26 protein-coding genes are annotated in these 26,912 nt (G+C 68.3%); 19 read left to right on the top strand and 7 right to left on the bottom strand.

The genetic code is table 11. The annotated features are described in order from the left end of the window. Positions 1 to 18 precede the first annotated feature (18 nt). From QNO08_RS16990 to QNO08_RS16935, 12 genes are all read left to right on the top strand, one after another. Positions 19 to 1,071: an ATP-binding cassette domain-containing protein gene (locus QNO08_RS16990; protein ID WP_229966450.1), complete on the top strand. Its 1,053-nt coding sequence runs from the start codon at positions 19 to 21 to the stop codon at positions 1,069 to 1,071. After that, on the top strand, positions 1,068 to 1,913 hold the full coding sequence (locus QNO08_RS16985) for an ABC transporter permease (protein WP_229966449.1): 846 nt from the start codon (positions 1,068 to 1,070) through the stop codon (positions 1,911 to 1,913). Before QNO08_RS16990 ends, QNO08_RS16985 begins: the two co-directional genes overlap by 4 nt. Positions 1,914 to 1,966: 53 nt before the next feature. Continuing rightward, positions 1,967 to 2,920: an ABC transporter ATP-binding protein gene (locus QNO08_RS16980; RefSeq protein WP_229966448.1), complete on the top strand. Its 954-nt coding sequence runs from the start codon at positions 1,967 to 1,969 to the stop codon at positions 2,918 to 2,920. Between the two features lie 212 nt (positions 2,921 to 3,132). Continuing rightward, on the top strand, positions 3,133 to 4,104 hold the full coding sequence (locus tag QNO08_RS16975; RefSeq protein ID WP_229966447.1) for an ABC transporter ATP-binding protein: 972 nt from the start codon (positions 3,133 to 3,135) through the stop codon (positions 4,102 to 4,104). Then, positions 4,101 to 4,979, top strand: coding sequence for an ABC transporter permease (locus QNO08_RS16970; RefSeq protein ID WP_229966446.1), 879 nt, complete (start codon positions 4,101 to 4,103; stop codon positions 4,977 to 4,979). The genes QNO08_RS16975 and QNO08_RS16970 overlap by 4 nt, the downstream gene beginning before the upstream one ends. A gap of 214 nt (positions 4,980 to 5,193) precedes the next feature. After that, positions 5,194 to 6,468, top strand: a complete 1,275-nt coding sequence (locus QNO08_RS16965; RefSeq protein WP_229966445.1) for a M18 family aminopeptidase — start codon at positions 5,194 to 5,196, stop codon at positions 6,466 to 6,468. A 246-nt stretch (positions 6,469 to 6,714) separates the two neighbouring features. Continuing rightward, on the top strand, positions 6,715 to 7,068 hold the full coding sequence (gene rpsF / locus QNO08_RS16960; RefSeq protein ID WP_152220935.1) for a 30S ribosomal protein S6: 354 nt from the start codon (positions 6,715 to 6,717) through the stop codon (positions 7,066 to 7,068). Between the two features lie 33 nt (positions 7,069 to 7,101). Beyond that, a complete protein-coding gene (locus tag QNO08_RS16955; RefSeq protein WP_229966444.1) occupies positions 7,102 to 7,671 on the top strand; it encodes a single-stranded DNA-binding protein in 570 nt (189 codons plus the stop codon). Between the two features lie 147 nt (positions 7,672 to 7,818). Further along, a complete protein-coding gene (gene rpsR, locus QNO08_RS16950; RefSeq protein ID WP_003800144.1) occupies positions 7,819 to 8,058 on the top strand; it encodes a 30S ribosomal protein S18 in 240 nt (79 codons plus the stop codon). A gap of 17 nt (positions 8,059 to 8,075) precedes the next feature. Further along, positions 8,076 to 8,525 carry a 50S ribosomal protein L9 gene (gene rplI / locus QNO08_RS16945; protein WP_229966443.1) on the top strand — a complete coding sequence of 150 codons (450 nt, stop codon included), beginning with the start codon at positions 8,076 to 8,078 and terminating at the stop codon, positions 8,523 to 8,525. 703 nt (positions 8,526 to 9,228) lie between these two features. Then, entirely contained in the window at positions 9,229 to 10,602 is a 1,374-nt protein-coding gene (gene dnaB / locus QNO08_RS16940; RefSeq protein WP_229966442.1) for a replicative DNA helicase, read from the top strand. Positions 10,603 to 10,728: 126 nt separating this feature from the next. After that, positions 10,729 to 11,373, top strand: a complete 645-nt coding sequence (locus QNO08_RS16935; RefSeq protein WP_229966441.1) for a hypothetical protein — start codon at positions 10,729 to 10,731, stop codon at positions 11,371 to 11,373. 57 nt (positions 11,374 to 11,430) lie between these two features. Here QNO08_RS16935 and QNO08_RS16930 read toward each other — a convergent pair whose 3' ends face one another. After that, positions 11,431 to 13,416 carry an APC family permease gene (locus QNO08_RS16930; protein WP_229966440.1) on the bottom strand — a complete coding sequence of 662 codons (1,986 nt, stop codon included), beginning with the start codon at positions 13,414 to 13,416 and terminating at the stop codon, positions 11,431 to 11,433. A gap of 421 nt (positions 13,417 to 13,837) precedes the next feature. On the opposite strand from QNO08_RS16930, the gene QNO08_RS16925 reads away from it, so the two are divergent. Beyond that, the gene (locus QNO08_RS16925) at positions 13,838 to 14,620 is read left to right on the top strand and encodes a transglycosylase family protein (protein WP_229966439.1); all 783 of its coding nucleotides are present in this window, start codon (positions 13,838 to 13,840) and stop codon (positions 14,618 to 14,620) included. Between the two features lie 109 nt (positions 14,621 to 14,729). Here the strand turns inward: QNO08_RS16925 and QNO08_RS16920 are convergent, their stop codons facing one another. After that, positions 14,730 to 15,023, bottom strand: a complete 294-nt coding sequence (locus tag QNO08_RS16920; protein WP_229966438.1) for a MoaD/ThiS family protein — start codon at positions 15,021 to 15,023, stop codon at positions 14,730 to 14,732. Then, positions 15,020 to 16,126, bottom strand: coding sequence for a WD40/YVTN/BNR-like repeat-containing protein (locus QNO08_RS16915; protein ID WP_229966437.1), 1,107 nt, complete (start codon positions 16,124 to 16,126; stop codon positions 15,020 to 15,022). Before QNO08_RS16915 ends, QNO08_RS16920 begins: the two co-directional genes overlap by 4 nt. Before the next feature lie 120 nt (positions 16,127 to 16,246). Here QNO08_RS16915 and QNO08_RS16910 point away from each other — a divergent pair, with 120 nt between their 5' ends. The 5 genes from QNO08_RS16910 to QNO08_RS16890 all read left to right on the top strand — a co-directional run bounded on the left by QNO08_RS16910 (position 16,247) and on the right by QNO08_RS16890 (position 20,944). Continuing rightward, positions 16,247 to 17,158, top strand: a complete 912-nt coding sequence (locus tag QNO08_RS16910; protein WP_229966436.1) for a DUF4031 domain-containing protein — start codon at positions 16,247 to 16,249, stop codon at positions 17,156 to 17,158. 21 nt (positions 17,159 to 17,179) lie between these two features. After that, positions 17,180 to 18,436, top strand: coding sequence for an MFS transporter (locus QNO08_RS16905; RefSeq protein ID WP_229966435.1), 1,257 nt, complete (start codon positions 17,180 to 17,182; stop codon positions 18,434 to 18,436). A gap of 9 nt (positions 18,437 to 18,445) precedes the next feature. Continuing rightward, positions 18,446 to 19,807 carry an MATE family efflux transporter gene (locus QNO08_RS16900; RefSeq protein WP_229966434.1) on the top strand — a complete coding sequence of 454 codons (1,362 nt, stop codon included), beginning with the start codon at positions 18,446 to 18,448 and terminating at the stop codon, positions 19,805 to 19,807. A 57-nt stretch (positions 19,808 to 19,864) separates the two neighbouring features. Continuing rightward, on the top strand, positions 19,865 to 20,455 hold the full coding sequence (locus QNO08_RS16895) for a hypothetical protein (RefSeq protein ID WP_229966433.1): 591 nt from the start codon (positions 19,865 to 19,867) through the stop codon (positions 20,453 to 20,455). A gap of 66 nt (positions 20,456 to 20,521) precedes the next feature. Beyond that, entirely contained in the window at positions 20,522 to 20,944 is a 423-nt protein-coding gene (locus QNO08_RS16890) for a hypothetical protein (protein WP_229966432.1), read from the top strand. 28 nt (positions 20,945 to 20,972) lie between these two features. Here QNO08_RS16890 and rfaE2 read toward each other — a convergent pair whose 3' ends face one another. Beyond that, positions 20,973 to 22,574, bottom strand: a complete 1,602-nt coding sequence (rfaE2, locus tag QNO08_RS16885; RefSeq protein ID WP_442860522.1) for a D-glycero-beta-D-manno-heptose 1-phosphate adenylyltransferase — start codon at positions 22,572 to 22,574, stop codon at positions 20,973 to 20,975. Positions 22,575 to 22,919: 345 nt separating this feature from the next. Between rfaE2 and QNO08_RS16880 the strand changes: the two genes are divergently transcribed. Further along, positions 22,920 to 24,116, top strand: a complete 1,197-nt coding sequence (locus tag QNO08_RS16880; RefSeq protein ID WP_229966430.1) for a glycosyltransferase family 9 protein — start codon at positions 22,920 to 22,922, stop codon at positions 24,114 to 24,116. A gap of 26 nt (positions 24,117 to 24,142) precedes the next feature. Here QNO08_RS16880 and QNO08_RS16875 read toward each other — a convergent pair whose 3' ends face one another. The 3 genes from QNO08_RS16875 to QNO08_RS16865 all read right to left on the bottom strand — a co-directional run bounded on the left by QNO08_RS16875 (position 24,143) and on the right by QNO08_RS16865 (position 26,899). Further along, positions 24,143 to 24,844, bottom strand: a complete 702-nt coding sequence (locus QNO08_RS16875) for an SDR family oxidoreductase (protein WP_229966429.1) — start codon at positions 24,842 to 24,844, stop codon at positions 24,143 to 24,145. Between the two features lie 67 nt (positions 24,845 to 24,911). Beyond that, complete coding sequence (locus tag QNO08_RS16870) at positions 24,912 to 26,282, bottom strand: PfkB family carbohydrate kinase (RefSeq protein ID WP_229966428.1); 1,371 nt, start codon at positions 26,280 to 26,282, stop codon at positions 24,912 to 24,914. Next, positions 26,279 to 26,899 carry a D-sedoheptulose-7-phosphate isomerase gene (locus tag QNO08_RS16865; RefSeq protein ID WP_229966679.1) on the bottom strand — a complete coding sequence of 207 codons (621 nt, stop codon included), beginning with the start codon at positions 26,897 to 26,899 and terminating at the stop codon, positions 26,279 to 26,281. The genes QNO08_RS16870 and QNO08_RS16865 overlap by 4 nt, the downstream gene beginning before the upstream one ends. Between the last annotated feature and the right edge of the window lie 13 nt (positions 26,900 to 26,912).

The following is a 26,912-nucleotide window of genomic DNA, read 5'->3' as shown; positions in this document are numbered from 1 at the left end:
CCGGCCTATCTTCGACCAATGTTCATTTCCCCAACCTCGTCTGAAGAACCGAGCGCCCCTGGCTCTCCGCTGATAGAGGCGCACGGAGTCGCGAAAACCTATAAGTCCAAGTCGGGGCCGGTCCATGCGCTGGCCGGACTGGACATTGCGGTGCCCGAAGGCGCCGTCATGGCACTGCTGGGACCGAACGGCGCGGGAAAGACCACCGCCGTCAAGGTCCTCACCACGCTGATCAAGCCCGACGCCGGAACCGTCACCATCGACGGCATCAACGTGCTCGCCCATCCCAAGGAGGTCCGGAGGATCATCGGCGTTTCCGGCCAGTACGCCGCGGTCGATGAAAACCTGACCGGCATGGAAAACCTGCGGATGGTCGGCCGGCTGTACCACCTTCCGGACAGGCAGGCCCGGGCCCGCGCAGCCGAACTGATCGACATGTTCGACCTCGCCGAGGCCGGCAACCGCCCGGTTAAGGGCTATTCCGGCGGCATGCGGCGGCGCCTGGACCTGGCCGGAGCCCTGGTGAACAGCCCGCGGGTGCTGTTCCTGGACGAACCGACCAGCGGCCTTGACCCGCGCAGCCGCCTCGCGCTGTGGCAAGTCATCAAGGACCTCGTTGCCGGAGGCACCACGCTGCTGCTGACCACGCAGTACCTGGAAGAAGCGGACCAGCTGGCGGACACGGTGGCCGTGATCGACCACGGGACAGTGATCGCCGAGGGCACCTCGGATCAGCTGAAGTCCCGGATTGGCGGACACAGTGTCGCCGTGGCGCTGGTGGACGGAAACGACGCCGCCGCGGCCGAGGCCGTTCTCGCCCGCCACGGCTCCGGCCAGCCGCACACGGCCGACGACGGGCGCGCCCTGGAAGTGAGCGTCCAGAACGGCCCGGCCTCCCTGCAGCTCGTGCTCTCGGATTTGCAGGCGCAGGGCATCGGACTGCACGACGCCGGCATCCGCCGGCCCACGCTGGACGACGTTTTCCTGCAGCTCACCGGCCGACCCGCCGAGGAGGAACCGGAAGCCGGGGCTGCAGCGGATGCAGATGACAAGGAAGGAGCCCGCCGATGAGTGCCGCAGCAACCCGACTGCCCGTCGTGACCACCCGCGGCAAAGCGGCCACAGCCAACTGGGCCGCTGACGGCTGGACCGTCACCTGGCGCAACCTGATCAAAATCAAGCGCTCGCCGGACATGATCATCTTCGCCGTCCTGCAGCCCATCATGTTCGTGCTGCTGTTCAGCCAGGTCTACGGCGGTTCGATTTCAGTGGCCGGCACCGACTACACGCAGTATCTGATGGCGGGAATCTTCGCCCAGACAGTGGTTTTCGGTTCCACGTTCTCCGGGGCGGCGATGGCCCAAGACCTGAAGGAGGGAATCGTCGACCGGTTCCGCACCCTCCCGATGAGCCCCTCGGCGGTGCTGATCGGGAGGACCAACTCGGACCTGGTGCTCAACGCGATTTCCATGCTCATCATGATGGCGACCGGTCTGCTGGTGGGCTGGCGGGTCAACACCTCCTTCGCCTCCTTCCTGGCCGGGGTGGGGCTGCTGCTGCTCTTTTCCTATGCCTTCAGCTGGGTGATGGCCCTGCTCGGCATGAGCGTCCGCTCACCGGAGACCATCAACAACGCGTCCTTCATGATCCTGTTTCCCATCACGTTCATCTCCAACGCATTTGTGCAGAGCTCCACCCTGCCGGCGCCGCTGGAGGTCTTCGCGAACTGGAATCCGGTGTCGGCCCTGGTGCAGGCCGCGCGGGAGCTGTTCGGCAACCTGGGTGACACCCCGGTGCCGGACACCTGGCCCATGCAGCATGCGACCGCGACGGTCCTGATCGGGTCGGCGGCGATGCTGCTGGTCTTTGTTCCTCTGGCGGTGCGGAAGTTTGAGTCGGTAAGCTCCCGCTAGGCAGCGGACCGGTTTCCCGTGCAGCCCCTGTCCGCTCCAGCGAAGGGCACATCATGATTGAGGCACAACGGCTTGCCAAGCGTTTCGGTGACACGACCGCCGTCGACGGCATCACCTTTTCGGTCCGGCCGGGAAAGGTGACCGGGTTCCTGGGTCCCAACGGTGCCGGGAAATCCACCACCATGCGCATGATCGTGGGCCTGGACCGTCCCACCGCCGGCACCGTCATTGTCAATGGGAGCCCGTATGCCAGCCACCGGGCACCCCTGCACGAGGTCGGCGCCCTGCTCGAGGCCAAGGCCGTGCATCCCAAACGCACCGCGTACAACCACCTGCGGGCGCTGGCTGCCACCCACGGCATTTCCTCCGGCCGGATCAACGAGGTCATTGAGCTGACCGGCCTCGGTCCGGTGGCCAGGAAGCGCGTGGGCGGCTTTTCGCTGGGAATGGGGCAGCGCCTGGGCATCGCCGCGGCGATGCTGGGGGACCCGCAGACCCTGATCTTCGACGAGCCGGTCAACGGCCTGGACCCCGCGGGGGTGCTGTGGGTCCGCCACCTGGTCCGCGGCCTCGCCGCCGAGGGCCGCACCGTGTTCATCTCCTCGCACCTGATGAGCGAGATGGCAGTGACCGCCGACCACCTGCTCGTGATCGGCCGCGGCAGGATCCTGGCTGACGCGCCGATGGACGAAGTCCTTGCCGGCAGTGCACAGGAACGCATCCTGGTGCGCACCGACGACGCCGATGCCCTGACGGCGGCGATCGGCTCGGCCGGGGTTGAGGTGCGCCGATTGGCGGCGGACCACCTGGACATCCTCGGGTTGTCGTCCCGCAGCATTGCGGAGGCGGCGCTGTCCCGCGGCATTCTCCTCACCGAGCTCACGCCCCAGCAGCTCTCCCTCGAGGACGCCTACATGGAGCTGACCCGCGGACAGGTCGAGTACCAGTCGCAGGAGATCGACCGGTCCCGGACCGCCGGGGACGGGCCAGCGGCGCCCGGGACCTGAGACGCGGCGCGTGTGCCGTTCCCGCCGGGTGTCATCCCTAAGGCGGAGATTTTTATGCGCAACATCATCCCTCGGTGCCGGGCCAGCGCCGGGGCTGACCCGTAGGCTAAGGGAGAGCTGGGGAAGCTGAACGCTTCGGAGTTGCCCGTCACCGGGCGTCGGAACCGAAAAGTCCCGGCTGTCCGCTTCCACTCCAAAGTGAGGAACGCACCATGATTGAGGCACACGGCCTCGCCAAGACCTTCGGCAGCAAGCATGCCGTCGACGGCATTTCCTTCACCGTCAAGCCCGGCAGGGTGACCGGGTTCCTGGGCCCCAACGGCGCCGGAAAATCCACCACTATGCGCATGATTGTCGGCCTGGACCGGCCCTCCGCCGGCGGGGTCACGGTCAACGGCAAACCCTATGCCCAGCACAAGGCACCGCTGCACGAGGTGGGGGCACTCCTTGACGCGAAAGCCGTCCACACCAAGCGTTCGGCCTACAACCACCTGCGCGCCATGGCCGCCACGCACGGGATTTCCAACAAGCGGGTCAACGATGTCATTGAGCTGACCGGACTCGGGTCGGTCGCCCGGCGCCGGGTGGGCGGCTTCTCGCTGGGCATGGGGCAGCGGCTGGGCATCGCCGTCGCCCTCCTCGGCGACCCGCAGACCCTGATCTTCGACGAACCGGTCAACGGCCTCGATCCGGAGGGCGTGCTGTGGGTGCGCAACCTGGCCAAGGGACTGGCCGCCGAAGGGCGGACAGTCTTCCTGTCCTCGCACCTGATGAGTGAAATGGCAGTTACCGCCGACCATCTGATCGTCATCGGCCGCGGCCGCATCATTGCCGATGCGCCCATTGCCGACATCATTGACGGCGGTGGCCGGCTGCGCACCCTGGTCCGGACCGACCAGCCCGACGAGCTGCGCCGGGCACTGGAAAACCGTGAAACGTCCTTCGCGCAACTGGAACCGGACCTTTTGGAGGTCACCGGGCGGGAGCCGCGCAGCATTGCCGAGGCAGCGCTGGACCGCCGGATCCTGATCTACGAGCTCACGCCGCGGCAGGTATCGCTGGAGGACGCCTACATGGAGCTGACCCGCGATCAGGTCGAATACCAGTCACAGTCCATCCAGCAGGACCCGGTGCCGGCCCGCATGGCCGGCGTCCACGCCGCGCGCGGAGGAGAATCAGCATGAGCAGCCAGACATTACCCACACCTGCCCCGGCCCGCCGCCGAGACGGCTCCGGCCTCACCTTCGGCCGGGTCCTGCGGTCGGAATGGATCAAGGTCACCACCGTTCCCTCCACCGTGATCCTTTTGATCATCACGCTGGTGGTCATGGTGGGGCTCAGCGCCCTGTACGCCTGGCAGATGGCCGTCTCCGTTGGCTTCATCGCCGACGCATCGCCCGAAATGCAGGCGCAGATGGGTGGCGTCACCATGGAAGACATGCGGGAGGACGCCAAGCTTGCACCCGCCAGCGGCTACATCTTCGGACAGCTGCTCATTGCCTCCCTGGCCGTGGTCCTGATCGCCTCGGAATGGGGCACGGGAATGATCCGCTCCACCATGGTCGCCGTGCCCAAGCGCATTCCGGCGCTGCTGGCGAAGAATCTGGTGATTGCCGTCGTCGCGTTTGTCCTCGGTGCCGGCGCAGCGCTGGTCTCCTACTTCATCGCCCAGCCCATTCTGGCCGCCGAAGACCTGGAGTTCGCCCTGTCGGACGAGGGCGTGTGGCGGTCCATCCTGAACACCGGAACCTATCTGGCGCTCATCGCGGTGATTTCGATGGCCATCGGCACCCTGCTGCGCAACACCGCCGGCGGCGTGGTGACCGCCATCGGTCTGTTCTTCGTGGTTCCGGTGATCGTGGTGAACCTGATCCAGGGCCTGGCGGACTGGATTCCCGACGCCGCACGCTTCCTGCCCACCAACGCCGGCGACATGATGCTGGCGCTGTCCACCACCGAAGGACAGCTCACTCCGCTCGAAGGCGGCCTGGTGATGGCCGCCTGGGCAGTGGTGCTGCTGCTCGCTTCCCTGCTGGTGACCAAGCGCCGGGACGTCTAAGGACGGTGTCCGGGACAGGCCCCGCTGAAACAGCGGGCCGCAGGAAGTTTGGTGCCGGCAGCGGCGGATGAACGGCTGCCGCTGTCTCCACCGGATGCCCTTTCGAGGGCCGGAAACTCCTCCACAGCGGGGAGTTTCCGTCGTTAACCGGCCTGTTTTCCCGCATTCGGCGGAGCCATTACGCACGGGGAGCAGGCTCTGGTTGAATCGGTGTATGTCTGATGCAATGGATCACATCCAAGACCTCGGTGCTTTTGTCAGCGCCTCACCCTCCAGCTTCCACGCGGCCCGCGAGGGCGCGCGCCGCCTGGCGGCGGCGGGCTTCACCGAACTTGATGAAAGCCTGGAATGGCCGGCGGAGCCCGGAAAATACTCGGTGGTGCGCGACGGCGCCCTGATCGCCTGGATCGTTCCGCCGGGCGCCGGCGCCGCGACCGGATTCTCGATTCTGGGCAGCCACACCGATTCCCCGTCCTTCAAGCTCAAGCCGCGGTCCACCACCGGCCGGCTCGGCTGGCTGCAGGCCGGGGTCGAAGTTTACGGCGGACCGCTGCTGAACTCCTGGCTGGACCGCGAGCTGCAGCTGGCCGGGCGCCTGGTCACCCTGGACGGCGAGGAGCACCTGGTGAAAACCGGTCCGCTGCTGCGTTTCCCGCAGCTGGCCATTCACCTGGACCGGTCCGTCAATGAGGGCCTGAAACTGGACAAACAGCAGCACATGAACCCGGTCTGGGGGCTGGGGGATCCCTCCACCGCGGATCTGCTGGAACTCCTGGCCGCCCGTGCCGGACTGTCCGCCGCCGAGGTGGGCGGGTACGACATCGTTGCCGCTGACACCCAGGAACCCCGCACCTTCGGTGCCGACCACGAGTTCTTTGCCTCCGGACGGCTGGACAACCTGTCCTCGGTCCACGCCGGACTGGCCGCCCTGATCGCCGCGTCGGAGAACAAGACTGGCGGGTCCATCGCCGTCCTGGCGGCCTTCGACCACGAGGAAGTGGGCAGCGGCAGCCGTTCCGGGGCTGCCGGGCCGTTCCTGGAGGACGTGCTGAACCGGATTTCCGGCGGCCTCGGCGGATCCGCGCTGGATCGGCAGCGGGCGTTCGCGGCCTCCTTCTGCATCTCGGCCGACGCCGGCCACGCCGTCCACCCGAACTACGCCGAGCGCCACGACCCGGCCAACCACCCGGTGCTCAACGGCGGTCCGCTGCTGAAGATCAATGCGAACCAGCGGTACACCACTGACGCGCCGGGCGCGGCCCGCTGGGCCGGACTGTGCCGGCGGGCGGGCATTCCCTATCAGGAATTCGTCTCGCACAACTCGATGCCCTGCGGCTCCACGATCGGGCCGCTCACCGCCACGAGGCTGGGCATCCGCACCGTCGACGTCGGGATTCCGCTCCTGTCCATGCATTCGGCCCGCGAGATGGCCGGCGTCCAGGATCCGCACCACCTGGCGAAGGTGACCGAAGTGTTTTTCGCCGGCTGACCCGGGGCAGCCTCCCGGTGGAAGGACCCGGGAGGGGCGGCCCGGGCGGGGTGCCCTGCGGGTGCAGCGTCCCGTCCCGTCCGGATCACCTTCCGGCGTCCGGTAGACTAGCTAAGTCTGTGCTATCGGCTACGCCGACTGCTTTCCCGCCGCCTGGTCACCCAGGATCGGCAGGACGACAACGCAAAAGAACCTCCTGTTACGGAAATGCCGTGACCGTATAGCCCAAAGGAGGTGGGTTCACAAATGCGTGCTTATGAACTGATGGTTATCATCGACCCCGAGGTAGAAGAGCGTACAGTCGAGCCTTCGCTCGACAAGTTCCTCAATGTAGTCCGCAACGATGGTGGAACCATCGACAAGGTCGACATCTGGGGCCGTCGCCGCCTCGCCTACGAAATCCAGAAGAAGGCTGAAGGCATCTACGCAGTGGTTAACTTCACCGCGACGCCTGCAGCTGCTGCTGAGCTTGACCGCCAGCTGAGCCTGAACGAAACCATCATGCGCACCAAGATCATCCGCCCGGAAGAGCAGAAGATCTCGAAAAAGGATGCCAAGAAGGCCGCAAAGGCTGAAGCTGCAAAGGTTTCCGCAGAGTAATTTCTGCAAACCAAACCGAAATCAGGAGACACCATGGCAGGCGAGACAACTATTACCGTCGTCGGCAACCTAACGAATGATCCGGAACTCCGGTTCACGCCGTCAGGTTCGGCAGTGGCTAACTTCACCATTGCCTCGACTCCGCGGACCTTCGACCGCACGTCAAATGACTGGAAGGACGGCGAAACGCTGTTCCTTCGGGCATCTGTCTGGCGCGAAGCCGCTGAGAACGTGGCCGAATCCCTGACCAAGGGGACGCGTGTTGTTTGCCAGGGCCGCCTGAAGTCGCGTTCGTACGAAACCAAAGAAGGCGAAAAGCGCACCGTCATGGAGCTTGAGGTCGACGAGATCGGCCCCTCGCTTCGGTACGCTTCCGCGAAGGTTACCCGCACCCAGCGCTCCGGCGGCGGTGGCGGCAACTTCGGCGGCAACAGCGGAAACTCCGGAAACAGCGGCTTCGGCGGCAATTCCAACCCCGCATGGGGCGGAGGCCAGCAGCAGCCACAGGCTGCGCCGGCCGAAGATCCCTGGGGTGCTCCCGCAGGCGGCGGCAACGCCGGCGGCTGGGGCAACGGACCGGATTCCAACGACCCGCCCTTCTAAATCTCCACCGAAGACCGGTGTCTGCCCTCACGGGAAGCCTGCCCTTCTTCACCCCTGCGCCTTCGGGCGCAACCTCAGACGGCACTCGCCGTCGAGCCCATCCCGTGGAATGATCCACGGGCTCCACTAGACATAAGGAGCTCCACGATGGCTAAGGCTGAACTTCGCAAGCCCAAACCAAAGTCCAATCCCTTGAAGGCCGCTGACATCACTGTCATCGACTACAAGGACGTAGCATTGCTGCGCAAGTTCATTTCCGACCGCGGAAAGATCCGCGCCCGTCGCGTAACTGGCGTAACCGTGCAGGAACAGCGCAAAATCGCTCAGGCAATCAAGAATGCCCGTGAAGTTGCTCTCCTGCCGTACTCCGGCGCTGGCCGCGGCTAAGGAAAGGAACCTAACTCATGGCAAAGCTCATTCTGACCCACGAAGTAACCGGTCTCGGCGCTGCCGGCGACGTCATCGAGGTAAAGGATGGTTACGCACGTAACTTCCTTCTGCCCCGCGGCTTCGCTCTGACCTGGACCAAGGGTGGCGAGAAGCAGGTTGAATCCATCAAGGCTGCCCGCGCCGCCCGCGAGCACGCTTCCCTGGAAGATGCTCAGAAGCAGGCTGCTGCACTCTCCGCCAAGCCGGTCACTCTGGCCGTCAAGGCCGGCGAGTCCGGACGCCTCTTCGGCACGGTCAAGGCTGCCGATGTTGCTGCTGCTGTCGAAGCTGCCGGTCTTGGCACCATCGACAAGCGCAAGGTTGAACTGCCGGCTCACATCAAGTCGGTTGGTTCCTTCCAGGCCAACGTTCGTCTGCACGACGACGTCGCTGCTGTCATCGACCTCAACGTCGTAGCCGGCTAGCACGTCCACCAGCACGCCCTCGGGCGTGTGCCGAGCGCCCTCCGCCCTTGTGGCGGGGGGCGCTTTTGTGTCCGTTTCCGTGCGTCCGGCGAACCTCCGGACGCACGGAAACGGGGCAGCCGCAACCGCCCTCCGGCGTGCACGGCCTTCTGCGGGCCCCGGAGTGGCAGTGGCGTACGACCCTGCGGACCCACCGGGAGCATCCCGCACGCGCCCCTCACGGGCCGGAGGGAGCTCCTGTGGATATTAGCTGTGGACAATCGCCGCGGATCGGGGGATAACCCGGGCCGTATGCCCCTTGAGGCCATCTGTCAACCTGAAAGCAGGGGGTGAATGTTGAGAAAAAATAGTCGCTATACACAGGTGTGGACGAGTGTTTCCCCTAGTCAGAGAGCTATTTGCCGCAAAATCAATAGTTTATCCACACCCTTATGCCCAACCTGTGCACAAGACACGCCCAGTTATCAACATCTTGTCCACAAGGGCTGTGGATAACTCGTTTGGGAGCAGAGGTTTTCGGGACTACGGTTGCGGGTGAATCCCTTCTAATCGACTCCTTGCCCCGTCACCGAAGACGGTGCCGTTTGACCGGCGGCCGCCGCCCGCAAAAGTGTCACCGCGGCGGGATAGACCTGAATCAGCTGCCACCGGGCAGGGATCGCAACTCAGCAGTACCTTGGGAAAGGGTTACACAGTGTCGCTCATGCATACTGACGCACCGGCATCCAGCTCCAGCTCCGACTTCGCACGGACACCGCCGCAGGATCTGGTTGCCGAGCAGTCAGTTCTGGGCGGCATGATGCTCTCCAAGGACGCCATTGCTGACGTGGTCGAGGTGCTCCGCGGCATCGACTTCTACCGCCCGGCACACGAATCCATTTTTGAAGCCATCATTGACCTGTATGGCCGGGGCGAACCGGCCGACGCCGTCACCATCTCCGATGAGCTCACCAAGCGCGGCGAGATTGGTCGCATCGGCGGCCCGGCGTACCTCCACACGCTCATCCAGTCGGTGCCCACCGCGGCCAACGCCGGTTTCTACGCGGAAATTGTCCGTGAGCGGGCCGTTCTGCGCCGCCTCGTGGATGCCGGGACCAAGATCGTCCAGCTGGGTTACTCCAGCGACGGCATGGAGGTTGACGACATCGTCAACGCCGCCCAGGCCGAGGTCTACGCCGTCGCGGAACGGCGCACCGCCGAGGACTACGTGCCCCTGAAGGACATCATCGAGGGCACGGTGGACGAAATTGAAGCCGCCCAGCACAAGGGCGAGGGGATGACCGGCGTGCCGACCGGTTTCTACGAACTTGATGAACTGACGCAGGGGCTGCACCCCGGCCAGATGATCGTGATCGCCGCCCGCCCCGCCGTGGGTAAGTCAACCTTCGCCCTGGACTTCGCCCGCTCGGCCGCCATCAAGAACAACATGACCACCGTCTTCTTCTCGCTGGAAATGGGCCGCAACGAGATTGCCATGCGCCTGCTCTCCGCGGAGGCCACGATCGCCCTGCAGGACCTGCGCAAGGGAACCATCAAGGACGAGCAGTGGGGCAAGATCGCCACCACCATGGGCCGGATGAATGAGGCTCCGCTGTTCATCGACGACAGCCCCAATATGTCGCTGATGGAAATCCGCGCAAAATGCCGGCGCCTGAAGCAGCGCCACGACCTGAAGCTCGTGGTCCTTGACTACCTGCAGCTGATGTCTTCCGGCAAGAAAGTGGAGTCACGCCAGCAGGAAGTTTCCGAGTTCTCCCGTGCCCTGAAGCTGCTGGCCAAGGAGCTGGAAGTCCCGGTCATCGCCCTGTCGCAGCTGAACCGTGGTTCCGAGCAGCGCACCGACAAGAAGCCGATGATCTCCGACCTGCGTGAATCCGGTTCCATCGAGCAGGACGCCGACATGGTCATCCTGCTGCACCGCGAGGACATCTACGACAAGGAGTCCCCGCGCGCCGGCGAAGCTGACGTGATTGTGGCCAAGCACCGTAACGGTCCCACCAAGACCATCACCGTGGGCTTCCAAGGCCATTACTCCCGCTTCTCCAACATGGCGGTGGAGGGCGGCTCGGGCTTCTAGGCCTGCCGCCCGGAGCCTGCTCCGCGGGCCGGGACCGCCCCGACGACTAGAATCGGTACTGCCGGTCTGCAGCCCGAGGGTTCTTCGCCAGCCGTCCCCTGACCAGTTCGTTCCCAAGGAGTACCCGTGCCCAAGTCCAAACCCCGCAAGAAGGCCGCCGCCAAGAAGAAGCAGGCCCGCCGCACCGAGCACGAAACCAATCTGCTCTTCGGCAACACGCCAACGTTCGTCAGTGACGAGGGCGAGGCGCTGCTCACGGCCCGCGGCTGGATCAGCGAGCGGAGCCAGCCCGGCGGGGCAGACCAGGGCGACGCCTGGTACTGGATGCCGTCGCAGCTGCCCGCCTACCTGGAAGAGGGCGAGCCTGTGCCCACCTCCGTCTATCCCCTGGAAACCGGATTCGTCAGCCAGCTGGCGACGGCGGACGGCTCGGTTCCGGCCGAGGCCCAGACCGAGTATGCCTCCCTCGAGGAACTCGAGGCGGACCTGGAACGGCTGGAGGCCTACCGGGTTCCGGAAGAATCCTGGACCGTCCTGGGCGGCGGGCCCGGCAAGGACGAGACCCCGGGCGAGCTCATTGACACCATCGCCGAGGAATGGGAGCTCGTTGCCGAGCTGATTCACTTCCCGTACAGCAATGAGCCGGGTCCGCGGTCATTTGAGGCCGTGGAGCAGGCGCACGGCGAAGGGCGGCTGACGGAGTACGCCTACCGGTCGGTCCTCGCCGGCCGCGGACTGCCCGTTCCCGCCGTCACCAACCCGGACGACTAGCCGGAGGCCGTCGTCGCCCGGGACGGTGACGACGGCGGCGCCGGGGCGCGTGCGCCGCTAGAGCCCGGAACCGGGCGTCGGCGTGGCGTTGCGGTCCCGGCTGGAGGCGAGCTGCCAGGGAACGCTGGCCACCATGATGCCGGGCTCGAAGTGCAGCCGGGCCTTGATCCGCAGTGCGGTTTGGTTGTGGACCAGCTGCTCCCACCAGCGCCCGACGACGTACTCGGGGATGTAGACCACAAACAGGTCCCGCGGGGCGGTCCGCCGCGCCTCGCGCAGGTACGCGAGCACCGGGGAGACGGTCTCCCGGTACGGGGAGGACAGGACCGTCAGCGGCACCGGAATCTGCAGGCGCTCCCACTCCTCCAGGACGCGCTCAGTGTCCTCGGAGTCAATGTCCACGACGATCGCGTTCAGGCTGGACGGCCGCGAAGCCCGGGCGTAGGCCAGCGCCCGCAGGGACGGCTTGTGCACCTTGGAAACCAGGATGACGGCGTTCACCCGCGAGGGCAGGGCCAGGCCCTGGACGTTGTCCTCCACCGAGAGTTCCCGGGCCACGGAGTCGTAGTGCGTCCGGATGGCGAACATCAGCAGATACAGTGCGCCCATTGCCAGCAGGGCAATCCAGGCGCCGTGGGTGAACTTGGTGATCAGGACAATCAGCAGCACCAGTGCGGTCATGCCGAAGCCGACGGCGTTGATCACCCGGGAGCGCTGCATCCGGCGCCGGGCGTCCCTTTTCCGTTCGGTGCGCAGCTTGGCCGTCCAGTGCCGGATCATGCCCAGCTGGCTGACGGTAAACGAGACGAACACGCCGACAATGTACAGCTGGATCAGCCGGGTAACGTCGGCGTTGAAAACGAGGATCAGCACCAGGGCGGCGAGGCCCAAGGCGATGATGCCGTTGCTGAAGGCGAGCCGGTCGCCGCGCGTGCGCATCTGCCGGGGCAGGAAGCCGTCCTTGGCCAGGATCGAGGCCAGCACCGGAAAGCCGTTGAACGCAGTGTTCGAGGCGAACACCAGGATCAGGCCGGTTGCGGCCACCACAATGTAGAACGGGAGGCTGCCGTCGCCGAAGACGCTTTCCGCAAGTTGGCTGATGACCGGATGCTGCACGTAATCCGGGCCCACGGGGGCTCCGTTCAGGGTCAGCTGGGTGGCCGGGTCCTGAACCACGCGGACCCCGGTGGCGCGGGCCAGCGCCATGATGCCGGCCAGCATGGACGCACTCACCACGCCCAGCAGGAGCAGGGTGGTGGCGGCGTTGGTGCTCTTGGGCTTGCGGAAGTTCGGCACCCCGTTGCTGATGGCCTCCACACCGGTCAGGGCGGCGGCCCCCGAGGAGAAGGCCCTCAGCAGCAGAAAGGCTCCGGCCAGGCCCACCAGTCCGCTGTCCAGCCCCGACTCCGGGACCAGGTCAAACGCCGCGGACGGAGCGTCGGCCAGGTTTCCCGCGGCTGCCTGGAACGCGCCGTAGGCACACATGCCCAGCACCGATGCCATGAAGAGGTAGGTGGGAACCGCGAAGAGGGTGCCCGCTTCCCGGATGCCGCGCAGGTTGACCAGGACCAAAGTGGCCACGCCAACGGCGGCTATCGGAGCCTGAAGCCCGTTGAGCGCCGGCGCGGCCGTCACCAGATAGTGGGAGGCCGACGACATGGAAACTGCGACCGTGAGCACGTAGTCCACCAGCAGGGCGGAGGCGACCGTCATCCCCGCGGGTTTGCCGAGGTTGGCGTTGGCGATCTCGTAGTCTCCCCCGCCGGAAGGATAGGCGTGCACGTTCTGCCGATAGGACGCGACGACGGTCAGGAGGACCACGATGACGGCCAGCCCGACCCAGGGCGAAAGGGTGACGGCGGTTACTCCGGCCAGGGCCAGGGTCAGCAGGATTTCGTCCGGGGCGTAGGCCGCGGACGAGAGGGCGTCGGATGCATACACGGGAAGGGCAATGCGCTTGGGAAGAAGCGTGCGCGAGAGCTGTTCGTTGCCGTAGGGACGCCCGACAAGAATGCGTTTCAACGCATTGAGGAAGGTGAGCACGTGGTCAAACCCTAGACCCGGGACCCTTGGCTGTCCACAGCGCAAGGGTGCACGCTCTATGAGCTTCGGCACAGCTGACGCGGCGTCCCATACCCGATCCGCGTGTTGATACGGGTATCAGAAGCATAACGATCCGCTGTGATCGATACCATTTTGGAATCAGTTGGACTCGGAGCCAACATGTCTTACGGTAGTTAACGGTTCGGCAAAGGTCCGGACCGCAGTCGGACCCATGGTGTCCGGCGATCAGGCTGGCACCGTTCCAGGTGCAGCCGCACGCTCGGTGCCTCGAGCCACCAGATGTCGCCACTTCGTCAGGCACCGTATCCATGCCCTCTATTTTCACATGGGGCTGGCGGCAGCGTAGAGAAGCCCTGGGAAGGGTGGAACGCAGGTGGGCCCTTGGGAGCAGCCACTACTAATGACCAAGTCTAAGATCAGCCGAAACGTGCGCCGGGGACTCGCTGTTGCAGCCATCTCAGGTGCAGGCCTCGCCCTGACCGCAGTACCGTCTCAGGCTGCTGACGCGAGCACATGGGATGCACTGGCACAGTGCGAAAGCGGCGGTGACTGGAGCATCAACACCGGCAACGGATTCTCCGGCGGACTTCAGTTCACGCCGAGCACCTGGGCTGCCTTCGGCGGCACCGGTGATCCGTCCTCCGCTAGCCGGGAACAGCAGATTGCCGTGGCCGAGCGTGTTCTTGCCGGCCAGGGCTGGGGCGCATGGCCCGCCTGCTCCGCCAAGCTCGGTCTGTCCGGCGGTGCCACCGGTTCGGTGAGCACCGAGAGCCAGGCCGTTGCCCCGGCCACGCCGGAATACGTGGCCCCGGAGCAGACCACGCAGCAGTATGTTGCCCCCGAACAGACCACTGAGTACGTCGCCGAGGCGCCGGTTCAGGAAACTGTTCCGGTGGAGACCTACGCCGTCCCCGAGACCCCGGTGGTACCGGAGGCCGCAGTGCCGCAGACCCCGGTACAGGTCCTGCCTGAGGCTCCGGCCCCTGCACCGGCTCCGGTGCAGACCCCGGCCCCGGCCCTGAGCGGTGAAACCTACACCGTCCAGTCCGGCGACACGCTCTCCGCCATTGCCGAGAAGCTGGGTATCGAAGGTGGCTGGCCGGCACTGTACAACGCCAACGCCGACACCATCATCCACGCGGACCTGATCTTCACCGGCCAGGTGCTGCAGCTCCCGGCCTAACAACCGGGCAGAACAGCTGGGGATCCGCGGAACCGCGGGACCCAAAAGCAGCAGGCGCTCCGCCGAAAGGCGGGGCGCCTGCTGCGTTAAGCCAAGGCCCGGCCGTGAGCTAACCGCCTGCCACGGATTGCAGGATCAGGACCTGCGCGCCCGGACGCACCGGGCTGGCCAGCCCGTCCAGCGCCCGCAGCTCCTCGCCGTCGATATAGACGTTCACGTAGCGCCGCAGCCGGCCGGCCTCATCCCGGATCCGGCGTTCCAGCCGGGGGTAGTCAACCGCCAAGCCGTCCAGGAGCTGAGCGGCAGTCAGTCCGGCCCCGGCGGCCCGCTCCAGCTCTCGGTTCCCTCCGGCGGCGGCGAACAGCCCTGCCGGCAGGACCAGATGAACCGGCTCCGGGATCATGCGCCGAATCCTGCCGGCACGATGCCGGCCCGCACGCACAGCACATCGGGAAGGTTGCCGGCCACGAGCGAGAAGGTGTCTCCCTCGTCCGCGCTGCCGAACACCTGGCCGCCGCGCGTGCCGAAGTAGATTCCGGCGGGTTCGGCGGTGTCCACGGCTGCGGCGTCGCGGAGGACCGCGTTGTAGTCGGTTTCGGGCAAGCCGTCGTCGAGCCGGGTCCAGCTCTCCCCGGCGTCGGTGCTGCGGTACACGGCGAGGTGGCCGTCCGGCGGAATCCGCTCGCCGTCGGCCTTCAGCGGCACGGTCCAGATGGCGCCCGGCCGGGTGGGATGGGACAGCATGACAAAACCGAAATCGGCCGGCAGCCCGCCGGCAATCGAGATCCACGAGTCCCCGCCGTCGTCGGAGCGGTACACGCCGTGGTGGTTCTGCACGTAGAGCCGCTGCGGATCACCGGCGTCGCGGGCCGCCTTGTGCACGCACTGGCCGAACTCAGGATTCGGATCCGGCAGGAAATAGGCGCTGATGCCGTTGTTGCGCGGAACCCAGGACGCACCGCCGTCGTCCGTCCGGTACACCCCGGCCGTGCTGATGGCCACATGAACGGTGTCATCGGCCGGGCTGGGCAGCACTGTGTGCGCGGCCGCGCCGCCGAACCCGGCGCCCCACTCGCTGCGGTGCGGATGATCCCAAAACGGCTGGTTAATCTCGAAGTGCTCACCGCCGTCGGTGGACTTCCATACGGAAATGGGCTCGGCGCCGGCCCACACCACGCCCGGGCGCGCATCGCTGTCCGGCTGCAGCTGCCACACCCGCGCCAGTGCCTCGCCGGTCTCCTCCGGGAACCGGACGGCACCGTCTTCGGGTTCGCTCCACGTTGCGCCGAGGTCATCGGAGTGGACGACGCACGGCCCCCAGTGCCAGTTCATGATGCCCGCGAGGATGCGGGGTGTTCCGCCGCGCGTATCAACCGCCAGCGAGGCGACTTCGTCCATCAGGAAGTGCGGGCCGGCCACTGTCCAGGCATGCCGGTCGGTGCTGGTGGCCAGCCACAGGCCCTTTTTGGTGCCGATGGTCAGGACGGCGGTGTCCCCGTTTTTCATGCCAGTATTCGACCACGCGGCGGGGCCCCGGACAAGGGCGGGCCGCCGGGCCCGCATGGAAATACTGCCCTCCGTCCGGTAGGTATGAAGGATGTCCTTCTTGCATGAGGGGCCGTTCCGGTGATTTACATTGACCCGCCGCTGTGGCCCGCGCACAACACACTGTTCTCCCATTTGGTTTCCGACACCTCGCTGGCCGAGCTGCACAGCTTTGCCGCTGACGCGTCCATCGCCGTCCGGGCCTTCGACCTGGACCACTACGACGTGCCGGCCGGCCGCTACCGCGACCTGGTGGCGCGGGGAGCGGTGGAGGTCGACGGCGGCACCCTGGTGCGCCTGCTCATCGGCAGCGGGCTGCGGATCAAGGCCCGGGAGCGCAGCGCCTCCCTGGTGCATCCGCTGCTCGCCCGCTGGGAGGCCCTGCTGCCGGGCCGCCGTGAGCTGGGGGCGGAGCTGCTGAACCGCTGGGGCGAACCGCACCGCCGCTACCACGACCGCCGCCATCTGCTGGCAGTCCTGGAAGCCGCCGAGCTGCTCTGCGGCGGCCGGCAGCCGCGGACGGTCCTCCTGGCCGCCTGGTTCCATGACGCCGTCTACCGGGGCGCCGCTGACGACGAGGAACAGTCCGCCCGCCTGGCCGAGGACCTGCTGGCCGAGGCGAACCTTCCGGCGCAGGAGATCCGTGAAACCTCACGACTGGTCCGGCTGACCGCCGGACACGATCCCGCCCCAGGAGACCTCGCGGGGCAGGTGCTCTGCGACGCCGACCTCTCGGTGCTGGGCCGGGAGCCGGAGGCCTACCGCCGTTACCTTGCCGACGTGCGGAGTGAGTATCGGCACCTGGACGATGCGGCCTTCGCGGCCGGCCGCGGGCGGGTGGTCCGCGGGCTGCTGGCCCTGGAGCCGCTCTTTCGCACCTCCGCTGCGCGGCACCGCTGGGCGGAGCAGGCACGCCGGAACCTGTTGTCCGAATTGGCGCCCGGGATCAGCGCTGACGAAGGGGCGGGCGGCGAAAAAGCCCTAGAGTTCTAGTGTGACCAGGGAAACACGAGCGTGAACGGCAGCCGGAAGCCGTGGGCGGGGCATGCCAAGGGCAGCCGGGGCTACCGCGGCGTGCTCATCGGCCTGACCGCGGCAGGCGTGGCCACTTTCGCCCAGCTGTATTCGGTGCAGGGCGTCCTGCCCGGGCTGGCGGCGGACCTGGACATCTCCGCCTCTTCCGCAGCCCTCACGGTTTCCGCGGCAACCCTGGGCCTGGCCGCGGCAGTGATCCCGTGGTCCGCCGCTGCCGACCGCTTCGGCCGGCTGCCGGTGATGCGGCTGGCCATCCTCGCCGCCGTCGTGCTGGGCCTGGTGGTGCCCTTCAGCCCCAACCTGCCCGTCCTGCTGGTGCTGCGCTTCGCCGAAGGTGCGGCGATGGGGGGAATTCCCGCCGTCGCCCTGGCTTACCTGAGCGAAGAGGTGTCCCGGGTGCATGCTGCCGTTGCCGCCGGCAGCTACGTGTCGGGCACCACGATCGGCGGGCTGGCCGGCCGCATCGTGGCCGCTCCGCTGAGCGACGCCGCGAACTGGCGGGTCGGCGTCGGCGCCGTCAGCCTGCTGGCTGCCGTGGCAGCCGTGGTGTTTATGCTCACCGCACCGAAGCAGCAGGGATTCTCGCCGCTGCGGCGGACCGATCCCGGGCCGGGCCTCGGCGGGCGGCTGCTCCTGAATCTGCGCAATCCGCGGCAGCTGAGCCTGTACCTGCAGGGGTTCCTGCTGATGGGCGGATTCGTCGCGGTCTACAACTATTTGGGCTTTCGGCTGGGTGAGGCACCGTTTTCGTTGCCGCAGGGTGTTGCCAGCTTCCTGTTCCTCGCCTATCTGGCCGGCACCTGGTCCTCCCGTGCCGCCGGAACCCTGGCCGGCAGGCTCGCCGGGCACGGCGGGCGCAAAACCGTCCTGCTGGGCTCGATAGCCGTCATGGCCGGCGGATTGGCGCTCACGCTGGCCGCCTGGCTGCCCGCGGTGATCGCCGGCCTGGTCGTGTTCACCGCCGGCTTCTTCGCCGCTCACTCCATTGCCTCCGGCTGGACGCCCTTCCTGGCCACCTCCGGACGGGCCCAGGCCTCGTCCCTGTACAACCTGTTCTACTACGCCGGCTCCAGCGTGCTCGGCTGGGCCGGCGGCTTGTTCTTCCAGGCCTGGGGCTGGTCCGGGCTCAGTGCCTTCGTGGCAACGCTGCTGGCCGTGTCGGCCGCCGTGGCTGCGGCGGCGCTCGCCCCCGAGCCCCTGGCGGCGCCGGCCAATCCGGCCCTGAAAAAACCGTAGGCTGTTCCCGTGGGCACTTCTTCGTCGCAGACTTCCAACCCGGTCCTGGGCCGGCGCATCCTGGCCCTGGCCGTGCCGGCGCTGGGCGCGCTGATCGCCGAACCGCTGTTCCTGATCGCCGATTCCGCCATCGTGGGGCACCTGGGCGTCAACGAGCTCGCCGGGGTGGGCCTGGCGTCCACCGTGCTGCAGACCGCCGTCGGCCTCATGGTTTTCCTGGCGTATTCCACCACGGGGACCGTGGCACGCTATCTGGGCGGAGACCGCCACCGCGACGCCGTGGCCGCCGGCCGCGACGGGATGGGGCTGGCACTGATCCTCGGCGTCGTGCTTTCCACCGTCGGCATCCTGGCCGCGCCGCGGCTGGCCTCCGCACTGGGCGCCACCGGGGAGGTGCACCGGTTCGCGGTGGACTATCTGCAGTATTCAATGCCCGGGCTGACCGCCATGCTGGTGGTGCTTGCCGCCACCGGCGTACTGCGCGGACTGCAGGACACCCGCACGCCGCTCGCCGTGGCCGGCATCGGTTTCGGAGTGAACATTGGCCTGAACTACCTGCTGGTCTACGGCTTTGACCTGTCGGTGGCCGGGTCAGCTCTGGGCACCAGCATCACGCAGTGGGGCATGGCGGCGGTCTACCTGGTGCTGGTCGGCCGGATGGCGCGGCAGGCCGGGGTCTCCCTGCGGCCATCACCCGCGGGGATCCTGGCCACCGCGCATGTGGGGTCATGGCTGATGCTGCGCACGCTGAGCCTGCGCCTGGCCGTGCTGGCCGCCGTGTTGGTGGCCACCGCGCAGGGACCGCAGTCCCTGGCCGCCCATCAGCTGGTGATGACGGTCTTCACCTTCCTGGCCTTTGCCCTCGACGCCCTGGCGATCGCCGCGCAGGCGCTCATCGGCAAGGAGCTGGGGGCGGGCAACCGGTCATTGGCCCGGGAACTGACCCGGCGGATGATCCGCTGGGGGGTCGGATTCGGCGTGGTCACCGGCCTGCTGCTGGCCGCCGCTGCGCCCTTCGCCGGCTGGATTTTTACGCCCGACGCCGGGGTCCAGGCGGCGCTGACCGCCGGACTGTGGGTGCTGGCCGCCTCCCAGCCGATCTGCGGACTGGTGTTCGTGCTTGACGGTGTCCTCATCGGTGCCGGCGATGCCCGCTACCTTGCCGTCACCGGTGTGCTGAACCTGCTGGCGTACCTGCCGCTGCTGTGGTGGGTCCACGCCGCGGGTCTGGAAGGCCCCGGCGGAATCGCCTGGCTGTGGGCCGCCTTTGCCTTGGGATACATGAGTGCACGCGCTGCCACGCTCACCTGGCGCATCCGGCAGGACGCCTGGATGGTCACCGGGGCGGCACCGGGCACCGCAAGCGACTAAGCTGGTGGGTGGCCAACCGGCCAGATGATTCGTTATGACGAAAGCGGAGGCTCAGCAGTGGGAGATTCGAACCACGGCACCCCGTGGGTACCCATCCTCCTGCGTTCCGTCACGGCGGCTGCCTTCGGGATTCTGACCGTCTTCTGGCAGTCCCCGGGAGTGAACGTGCTGTCGATCGCCGGCGGACTGTACCTCCTGCTCACCGCCGTCACAGTCTGGCGGGTGTCCAGCCTGGCCGGCGGGCAGGGGCTGGCGCAGGTCCGCAGCCTGCAGCTGCTTGAGGCAGCGGTGTACGCCGTGGCCGGCCTCGCCGTCCTCGCGCTCCGATCCGTGGAGGCCTTCTGCGCGGCGGCAGGTGCAGCGCTGCTGATCGGCGGCGCCGTGGAACTCTACCTCTGGGCCAAGGCCCGCGGAGCGTTCCTGCCGGCGCGCGACTGGCTGATCACGGGCGTGGTGAGCCTAGGAACGGCAGCCATCCTGGTCGCGGTTCTGGCCATGGACCTGGGCTCGCACGCCATGCTGGGAGTTTCCGGCGGGTCTGCGATCATCCTCGCGGTTGTCCTGGCCACCTCCGGACTGGGAGCCCGCTGGGACGCCCGGTCGCAGGGCCGGTCACATCCGGCAGCGGCAGGCCGGGAAAACCCGTAAACTGAACAACTCCGGGTTCTACCTACTGTAGAACCGGTGCACTCATCAACAGCAGGAGGAAAAACAGTGGCGAACAGCTCATCCGGTGGGCCGCAGAAGCGGAACTCCGTGAAGGCCCCGCTCATTTTTTCGGCCGTGCTGGCCGTGGTTGCGGGCGTCGCCACCATGATCTTCGCCACCGGCGGCGTTGACAAGGAACTGCGGTTGGATCTCGCCTTCATTGCTGCCGGCATTGCCTTCATCGCCTCGCTGCTGATCTGCTCGCTGCTGCTGATGACGGAAAAGCCCAACCCGGACCACCTCAGCGAGGGCTCCGGCGTCAACCGCAGCTCGGCGAAGATTCCCGGCGGCGCAGGCAGCGTCGGCGGCCAGGGCCGCGGCGCCAACCGCGGCGGTGCCGGCCCCGCGCCGGCGGCGGGCGGACCGGCCGCGAACGCGGCCGCCCCCGATGCGGCCGACGGCGGCCGCCCCACCGACCCGACAGCCTAGCCGCCCGCTCCGCGGAGCAGCAGCGGCTTCACGCCCCGGCCTCATCCTCCGGCCCGGACCCGGCCGGCTGCCGGTCGTCAGCCTGCCGGCCGTCCTCCCGCCGGCCCTCCGCCTGCCGGCCCTCCGCCTGCCGGCCCTCCGCCGGCCCCGGCCGCAGCGATGCGGCCTGGATCCGCTCCACGACGGCGGTGGTGGAATGGTCCGCGACATAGTCCAGAATCCGCACCTGCCCGCCGCAGGCCCGAACCACCCGGGTTTCCTGCAGCATCTCGGGGGAGTAATCCCCGCCCTTCGCGTAGACGTCCGGCCGCAGCGCCTCGATCAGCGGTATTGGCGTGTCGGTGTCGAAGATGGTCACGTAGTCAACACAGCTCAGGGCCGCAATCACCCCGGCGCGGTCATGCACGGGATTGATCGGCCGGCCCGGACCCTTGAGGCGGGTCACCGAGGCATCGCCGTTGAGCGCCACCACCAGGATGTCGCCAAGCGCCTTCGCCTGCTGGAGATAGCGGGTATGACCGCGGTGCAGCACATCGAAGCACCCGTTGGTGAGCACTATCCGCTTCCCCGCGGCCCGGTCGGCGGCCACGCGTGCCGCCAGGTCCCCGGGCGACAGCGCCGTGTCGGCCAGCGCCGTCAGGTGCAGCTCCAGATCCGCTGCCGTGCAGACGGAGGTACCGGCCCGTTGAACGACGACGTCGGCGGCGTTCTGCGCCAGGTCCGCCGCCGTGCTCAGCGGCAGCCCGGCGGCCCGGGCGAGGGTCAGGCACGCCACGAAGGTGTCTCCGGCGCCGGAGGCCCGCTTCTCGGCGGCAGGGCGGGCCCAGGTCCGGTGCATTGCGCCGTCGGCGGTCAACAGTACGGTGCCTTCCCGGTCCAGGGTGACGACGGCGGAGGCGGCACCCGAAGCGCGCAGCAGGTCCGGGCCCAGTCCGCCGATCTGCCCGGCGCGGTCCGTCCCCGGCCGCAGCCTGACGCCCAGCAGGCGTGCCGCTTCCTGCGAATTGGGGGTGACGAGGTCGGCGGCCAGTCCGGCCCACAGTCCCGGATCGTGGGCATCAACCACGGTGAGCCTGCTGCCGCGGGAAGCAATCAGTGCGTCGCGCACCCGGCCGTGCAGCAGCCCGGAGCCGTAGTCGCACACCACCACGGCGTCCGCGTCCCTGAGCCACGCATCCAGCGAGGCGGCCAGCTGCTCCTCAGCCTCGGCCGGAACCGGGCTGCCGCCGTCGTCCATCCGCAGCATCACCTGCTCGCCGGCCAGGACGCGGAATTTCGTGGCCGTCCGGGCGGCGGGATGGGCGAGCAACTGCTGCTGGTCCACGCCTGCCGCCCCCAGCAGGACGCGCAGCCGCCGGCCGGCGTCGTCCTCACCCGCCAGCCCCGCCAGCCGGACCCGGGCTCCCAGGGCCTGAAGATTCATTGCGGTGTTGGCGGCACCGCCCGGGAAATAGTCCCGGCGGGCGATGTCGACCACGGGCGCCGGCGCTTCGCGGCAGAACCGGTCAGTCGTGCCTGACCACCAGCCGTCCAGCATGACGTCCCCGATGACGGCAATCCGCGGCGCCGCAGCTGCCAGCCGGGCGGGCAGCCAGGGGGTCAAACTGCGCAGCCCGCTCAGGTCCGCCACGGTGTTCACGCCGCCCCCGGAATGCCGGCGGGGGAGCCCATGGGGGAGCCCATGGGGGAGCCGGCGGCAGCGGAGGCGGAGGCGGAAGCGGCGCTGGCTGACATGGAACTCCTCGGAATCGAGTGGCAACTCGTGTCTAGGTTTCCTACCCGTTTGGCGCCGGTTTACACGGTTTGGCAGCGGAAGATTTTCTGCGTCCGCAACGGTTGGGATCGGCGCCCCCAGGCCCTAGGGTGGGGCCAGCAAACATCCGCCGACGCGTGCGGCGGCCCGCGCCGGCAGCGGTGCAGCCCCCGCGGCGACCCGGGCGGTGCGGCTTCGGAGCGGTCCGGAAGGAAAGAGTTCATGGCAGCAGCAGGGAACATCGGCGGGCAGGCAGGCGATCCGGGGCAGGCAGGGGAGGCAGCGCAGGCAAGGGAGGCGGCGCCGGCCCTGCGGCGCGGGGTGGGGCCGGTCCTGGCGCCGTTCCCGGGGGTGTCCCGGATCGCTGTTCTGCGCGGCGGCGGCCTGGGGGACCTGATGTTTGCCCTGCCCGCCATCGAGGCCCTCGCCGCCGCGTATCCGGACGCCGAGATCACCCTCCTGGGGGCGCCACTGCACGCGGCGCTGTTGGCGGGCCGGCCCGGTCCGGTGCACCGCGTGGAAGTGCTGCCCTTTGCATCGGGGATACGACCCGGCCCCGACGATCCGGCGGCGGCGGCCGCGTTCCACGCCGCCATGCGGGCCCGCAGCTTCGATCTGGCCGTGCAGGTCCACGGCGGCGGCCGCAACTCCAATCCGTTCCTGCTTCAGCTCGGCGCCGCGCACACGGTTGGCACCCGGACGCCCGACGCCGCACCCCTGGAACGCACCATTCCCTACATCTACTACCAGCATGAGGTGCTGCGGGCGCTGGAGGTGGCGGGCCTGGCGGGGGCCGTTCCGCTCACGCTGGAGCCGCAGCTGGAAGTCCTTCCGGTGGAGGAGGAGAAAGCCGAGGCGTACCTGGCGCCCGGCCGGGACCTGGTCACCCTCCATCCCGGGGCGACCGATCCGCGGCGCCGCTGGCCGGCGTCGGCCTTCGCCGCGGTTGCGGTGCGTGCGGCCGCCGACGGCTGCCGGGTCCTGGTGGTGGGGGACGACGACGGCGACCGGCGCCTCGCCGAGCAGATCGTCGCGCTGAGCCTGGCCGAATCCGGGCCGGAAACCGACGTCGCCTCCGTGGCCGGACAACTGGACATCGGCACCCTGGCGGCCCTGCTGAAGGCCAGCACCGTGATGGTCGGCAACGACAGCGGCCCCCGCCACCTGGCGCAGGCCGTTGGCACCCCCACGGTGGGCATCTACTGGTTCGGAAACGTGATCAATGCCGGCGCCATGGGCCGCACCCGGCACCGGGTGCACATGTCCTGGGTGTCCGCCTGTCCGGTCTGCGGGATCAACGTCACCCAGGTCGGCTGGACCGCCGAACGCTGCGCCCACGACGATTCCTTCGTGGCCGCGGTGGACGCGGCGGCGGTGTACGCCGACGTGGCCGAGCTGCGGACGGCACCGCCGGCCTAGGAGTTGCACCTAGGCCGGGCCGGCGGTCAGGGCCAGGAGTCCTCCTCCTCGTGGCAGATGACCATTTCCCGGATTTCGCATCCGCGCGGCTGGTGCAGGGCGAAGAGGATCGCCTCGGCCACGCGCAGCGGATCATTGAGCCGGGAATCGTCCTGCGGCTTGTACTGCTCCGTGCGGTCGTCGAAGAAGGAGGTTTTCATGCCGGAGGGGATCATGGTGGTCACACCCATCCGGCCCCGGGTTTCTGCGGCCAGCGCGCGGCTGAAACCCACCACGGCGAACTTCGAGGCGCAGTACGCCGTGGCGTCCGAGACGGCTTTGATCCCCAGGCTGGAGGCCACCGTGACGGCTCGGCCGTGGCTTTCCAGCAGATAGGGAAGCGCGGCGCGGACCACCGAGACGGTGCCGAGCAGGTTCACGCCGATGACCTTCTCCCATTCCTCGGCGGCAACATCCTCGAGGCGTCCGCAGCGGTCGATGCCGGCGGCGGTCACCACCGCATCCAGGCCGCCGAGGGATTCCGCAGCGTCCCGGACGGCGGCCTCAACGGCGGCCCGGTCCGCGACGTCCACCTCGATGGCCTTTGCCGCGCCCACCGTGCTGATGTCCCGGTCGAGGACGACGGCGGTTCCGCCGGCCGCGGTCACGGCCTGCACTACGGCGGCGCCCAGGCCTGACCCGCCGCCGGTAACGAGCACCCGTCCGGGGTTGGAGAGTTGCAGTGACATGCGTTTTTCCTTTCATCATGGGTCCCGCGCTTCAAATGTGCCGGGATCAAACCGAATGAGATGCGCTTTAGCCGACCCTGGCCAGGGCCGAGGCCAGGGCTGTGGTGGAGCGGGCCGGGTGATACGGCACGGTCACGGTTTCGCCGCCCCACGCCTTGATCAGCCGGGCTTCGGGCAGTTGGTCCTCGCGGTAGTCTCCGCCCTTGACCCAGATATCCGGCCGCAGCCGGTCCAGTGCCGCTTCCGGGGTGTCTTCCTCAAACACCAGCACCCCGTCCACGCAGCCCAGGGACAGCAGCAGCTCGGTGCGGTCCTCCTGGCCGATGATCGGGCGCTGCTCACCTTTGAGCCGGCGGACCGAGCTGTCGGAATTCAGGACCACGATCAGGCAGTCGCCCAGTCGGCGGGCCGCTGACAGGGTCCTGGCGTGACCGGCATGGAGCAGGTCGAAGCAGCCGCCGGTGGCAACCACCGTTCCGCCGCGTTCCTGCACCGCCTTGGCGGCAGCCAGGGCATCCAGGCTGCTGCTGCGCAGCTGGGCCGGCCCTTTTTCCCGCTGCAGGGCGGCCACGCCGCCGGCGGCCAGGAACCCGGCGGCGGCCTGCACCGCCTGTTCCGCGGCCGGTTCCAGCGCCGTTCCCCGGGCTAGGGCCAGGATCAGGGTGGCGGAGAACCGGTCTCCTGCCCCGCAGGTGTCCCCGGCGTACACCTCCGGCGCCGGAATCACCTGCGGCAGGCCGGCGGCGGGCAGCACCAGGGCTCCCAGGGCGCCGAGGGTCACCACCACGGCTCGGCTCTGCCACCTGTCCAGCAGCTGCTCGGCGGCGTGCAGGGCCGCAGGAATGCCCCCGGTTCCGCTGCCGGTTCCGCCGGCGCTGCGCAGGGCTTCGGGCAGGTTCGGTGTCACGGCGGCCACGCCGGGCACCGGGTCGCTGCCGGCCGGATGCGGGTCCCAGACCACCGGCGCCCGTGCCGCCACGGTCTCCAAGACGTCGCGCAGGCGGGGATCAGCGGTCAGCCCGCGCCCGTAATCAGCCACGACCACCGCGTCGGCGGCGAACAGCACCGAGAGCATCTCGTCCGTGACGCCTGGCGCCGGCGGCGGTCCGCAGGCCTCGTCGAAACGCACCACCGCCTGGGCTCCGGCGCGGATGCGGGTCTTGACCGGAGTGGGTGCCCCGGAAGCTCCGGCAACGACGTCGACGCCGCTGAGGGCGGCGCGCAGGTCAGCGGCGGCGCCGTCGTCGGACAGGGCAGTGACAAGGCGCACGGCATGGCCGTCGCGGGCCAGGAGCCGGGCCACCAGGCCCGCTCCGCCGGCGCGCTTGCGGATGCTGTCCACGTCCACCACCGGAACCGGCGCGTCGGGGGACAACCGCTGGGCGCTGCCGGTGATGTCGGTGTCCAGCAGGACGTCGCCAACCACTACGATCCTCACGGCTGCTCCTCTCCGCCGCGGCGGGAAACCTCGGCGTCAAAGGCCCGGCACAGGGCGTGCAGGGCAATCAGATGGGCTTCCTGCGCGTTGGCGGCCCGGGCCTCGATGCTGACTGAGTCGTCGCAGGCTTCGCTGAGCGGATTCGGTCCGCGGCCGGTCAGCGCCCAGGTGGTGATGCCGGTGTGCCGCGCAGCCTCGGCGGCGCGCAGCAGATTGGGGCTCCGGCCGCTGGTGGAGAGCAGGATCAGCACGTCGCCGCGGCGGCCGTGGGCCAGGACCTGCCGGGCGTACAGCTGGTCGAAGCCGTAGTCGTTGGCGATCGCGGTCACGGCTGATGTTTCGGCATGCAGGGCGAGGGCGGAGAACGGCCGCCGTTCGCCGTCGAACCTGCCCACCAGTTCCGCGGTCAGGTGCTGGGCCTCCGCCGCCGACCCGCCGTTGCCGGCGGCAAGCAGGCGCTGCCCGGCCAGCAGCCGGCCGGCGAGCTCCACGCCCCAGCCGGTGAGCCGCAGGGCCTGCGCTTCGACCGACGCGACCGCCGGCCGCAGGTCGGACAGGTGCTGCAGGACGGCCCGGTGGGCGGTCTGGATGCCGGGCAGCAGGGTGTCGGCCAGCAGTGTGCCGGCGGCC

Source organism: Arthrobacter sp. zg-Y820 (genome assembly GCF_030142155.1).
Taxonomy (GTDB): Bacteria; Actinomycetota; Actinomycetes; order Actinomycetales; family Micrococcaceae; genus Arthrobacter_B.
Note: the sequence above shows the minus strand (reverse complement) of the source record. Positions and strands in the feature narration are given on the sequence as shown.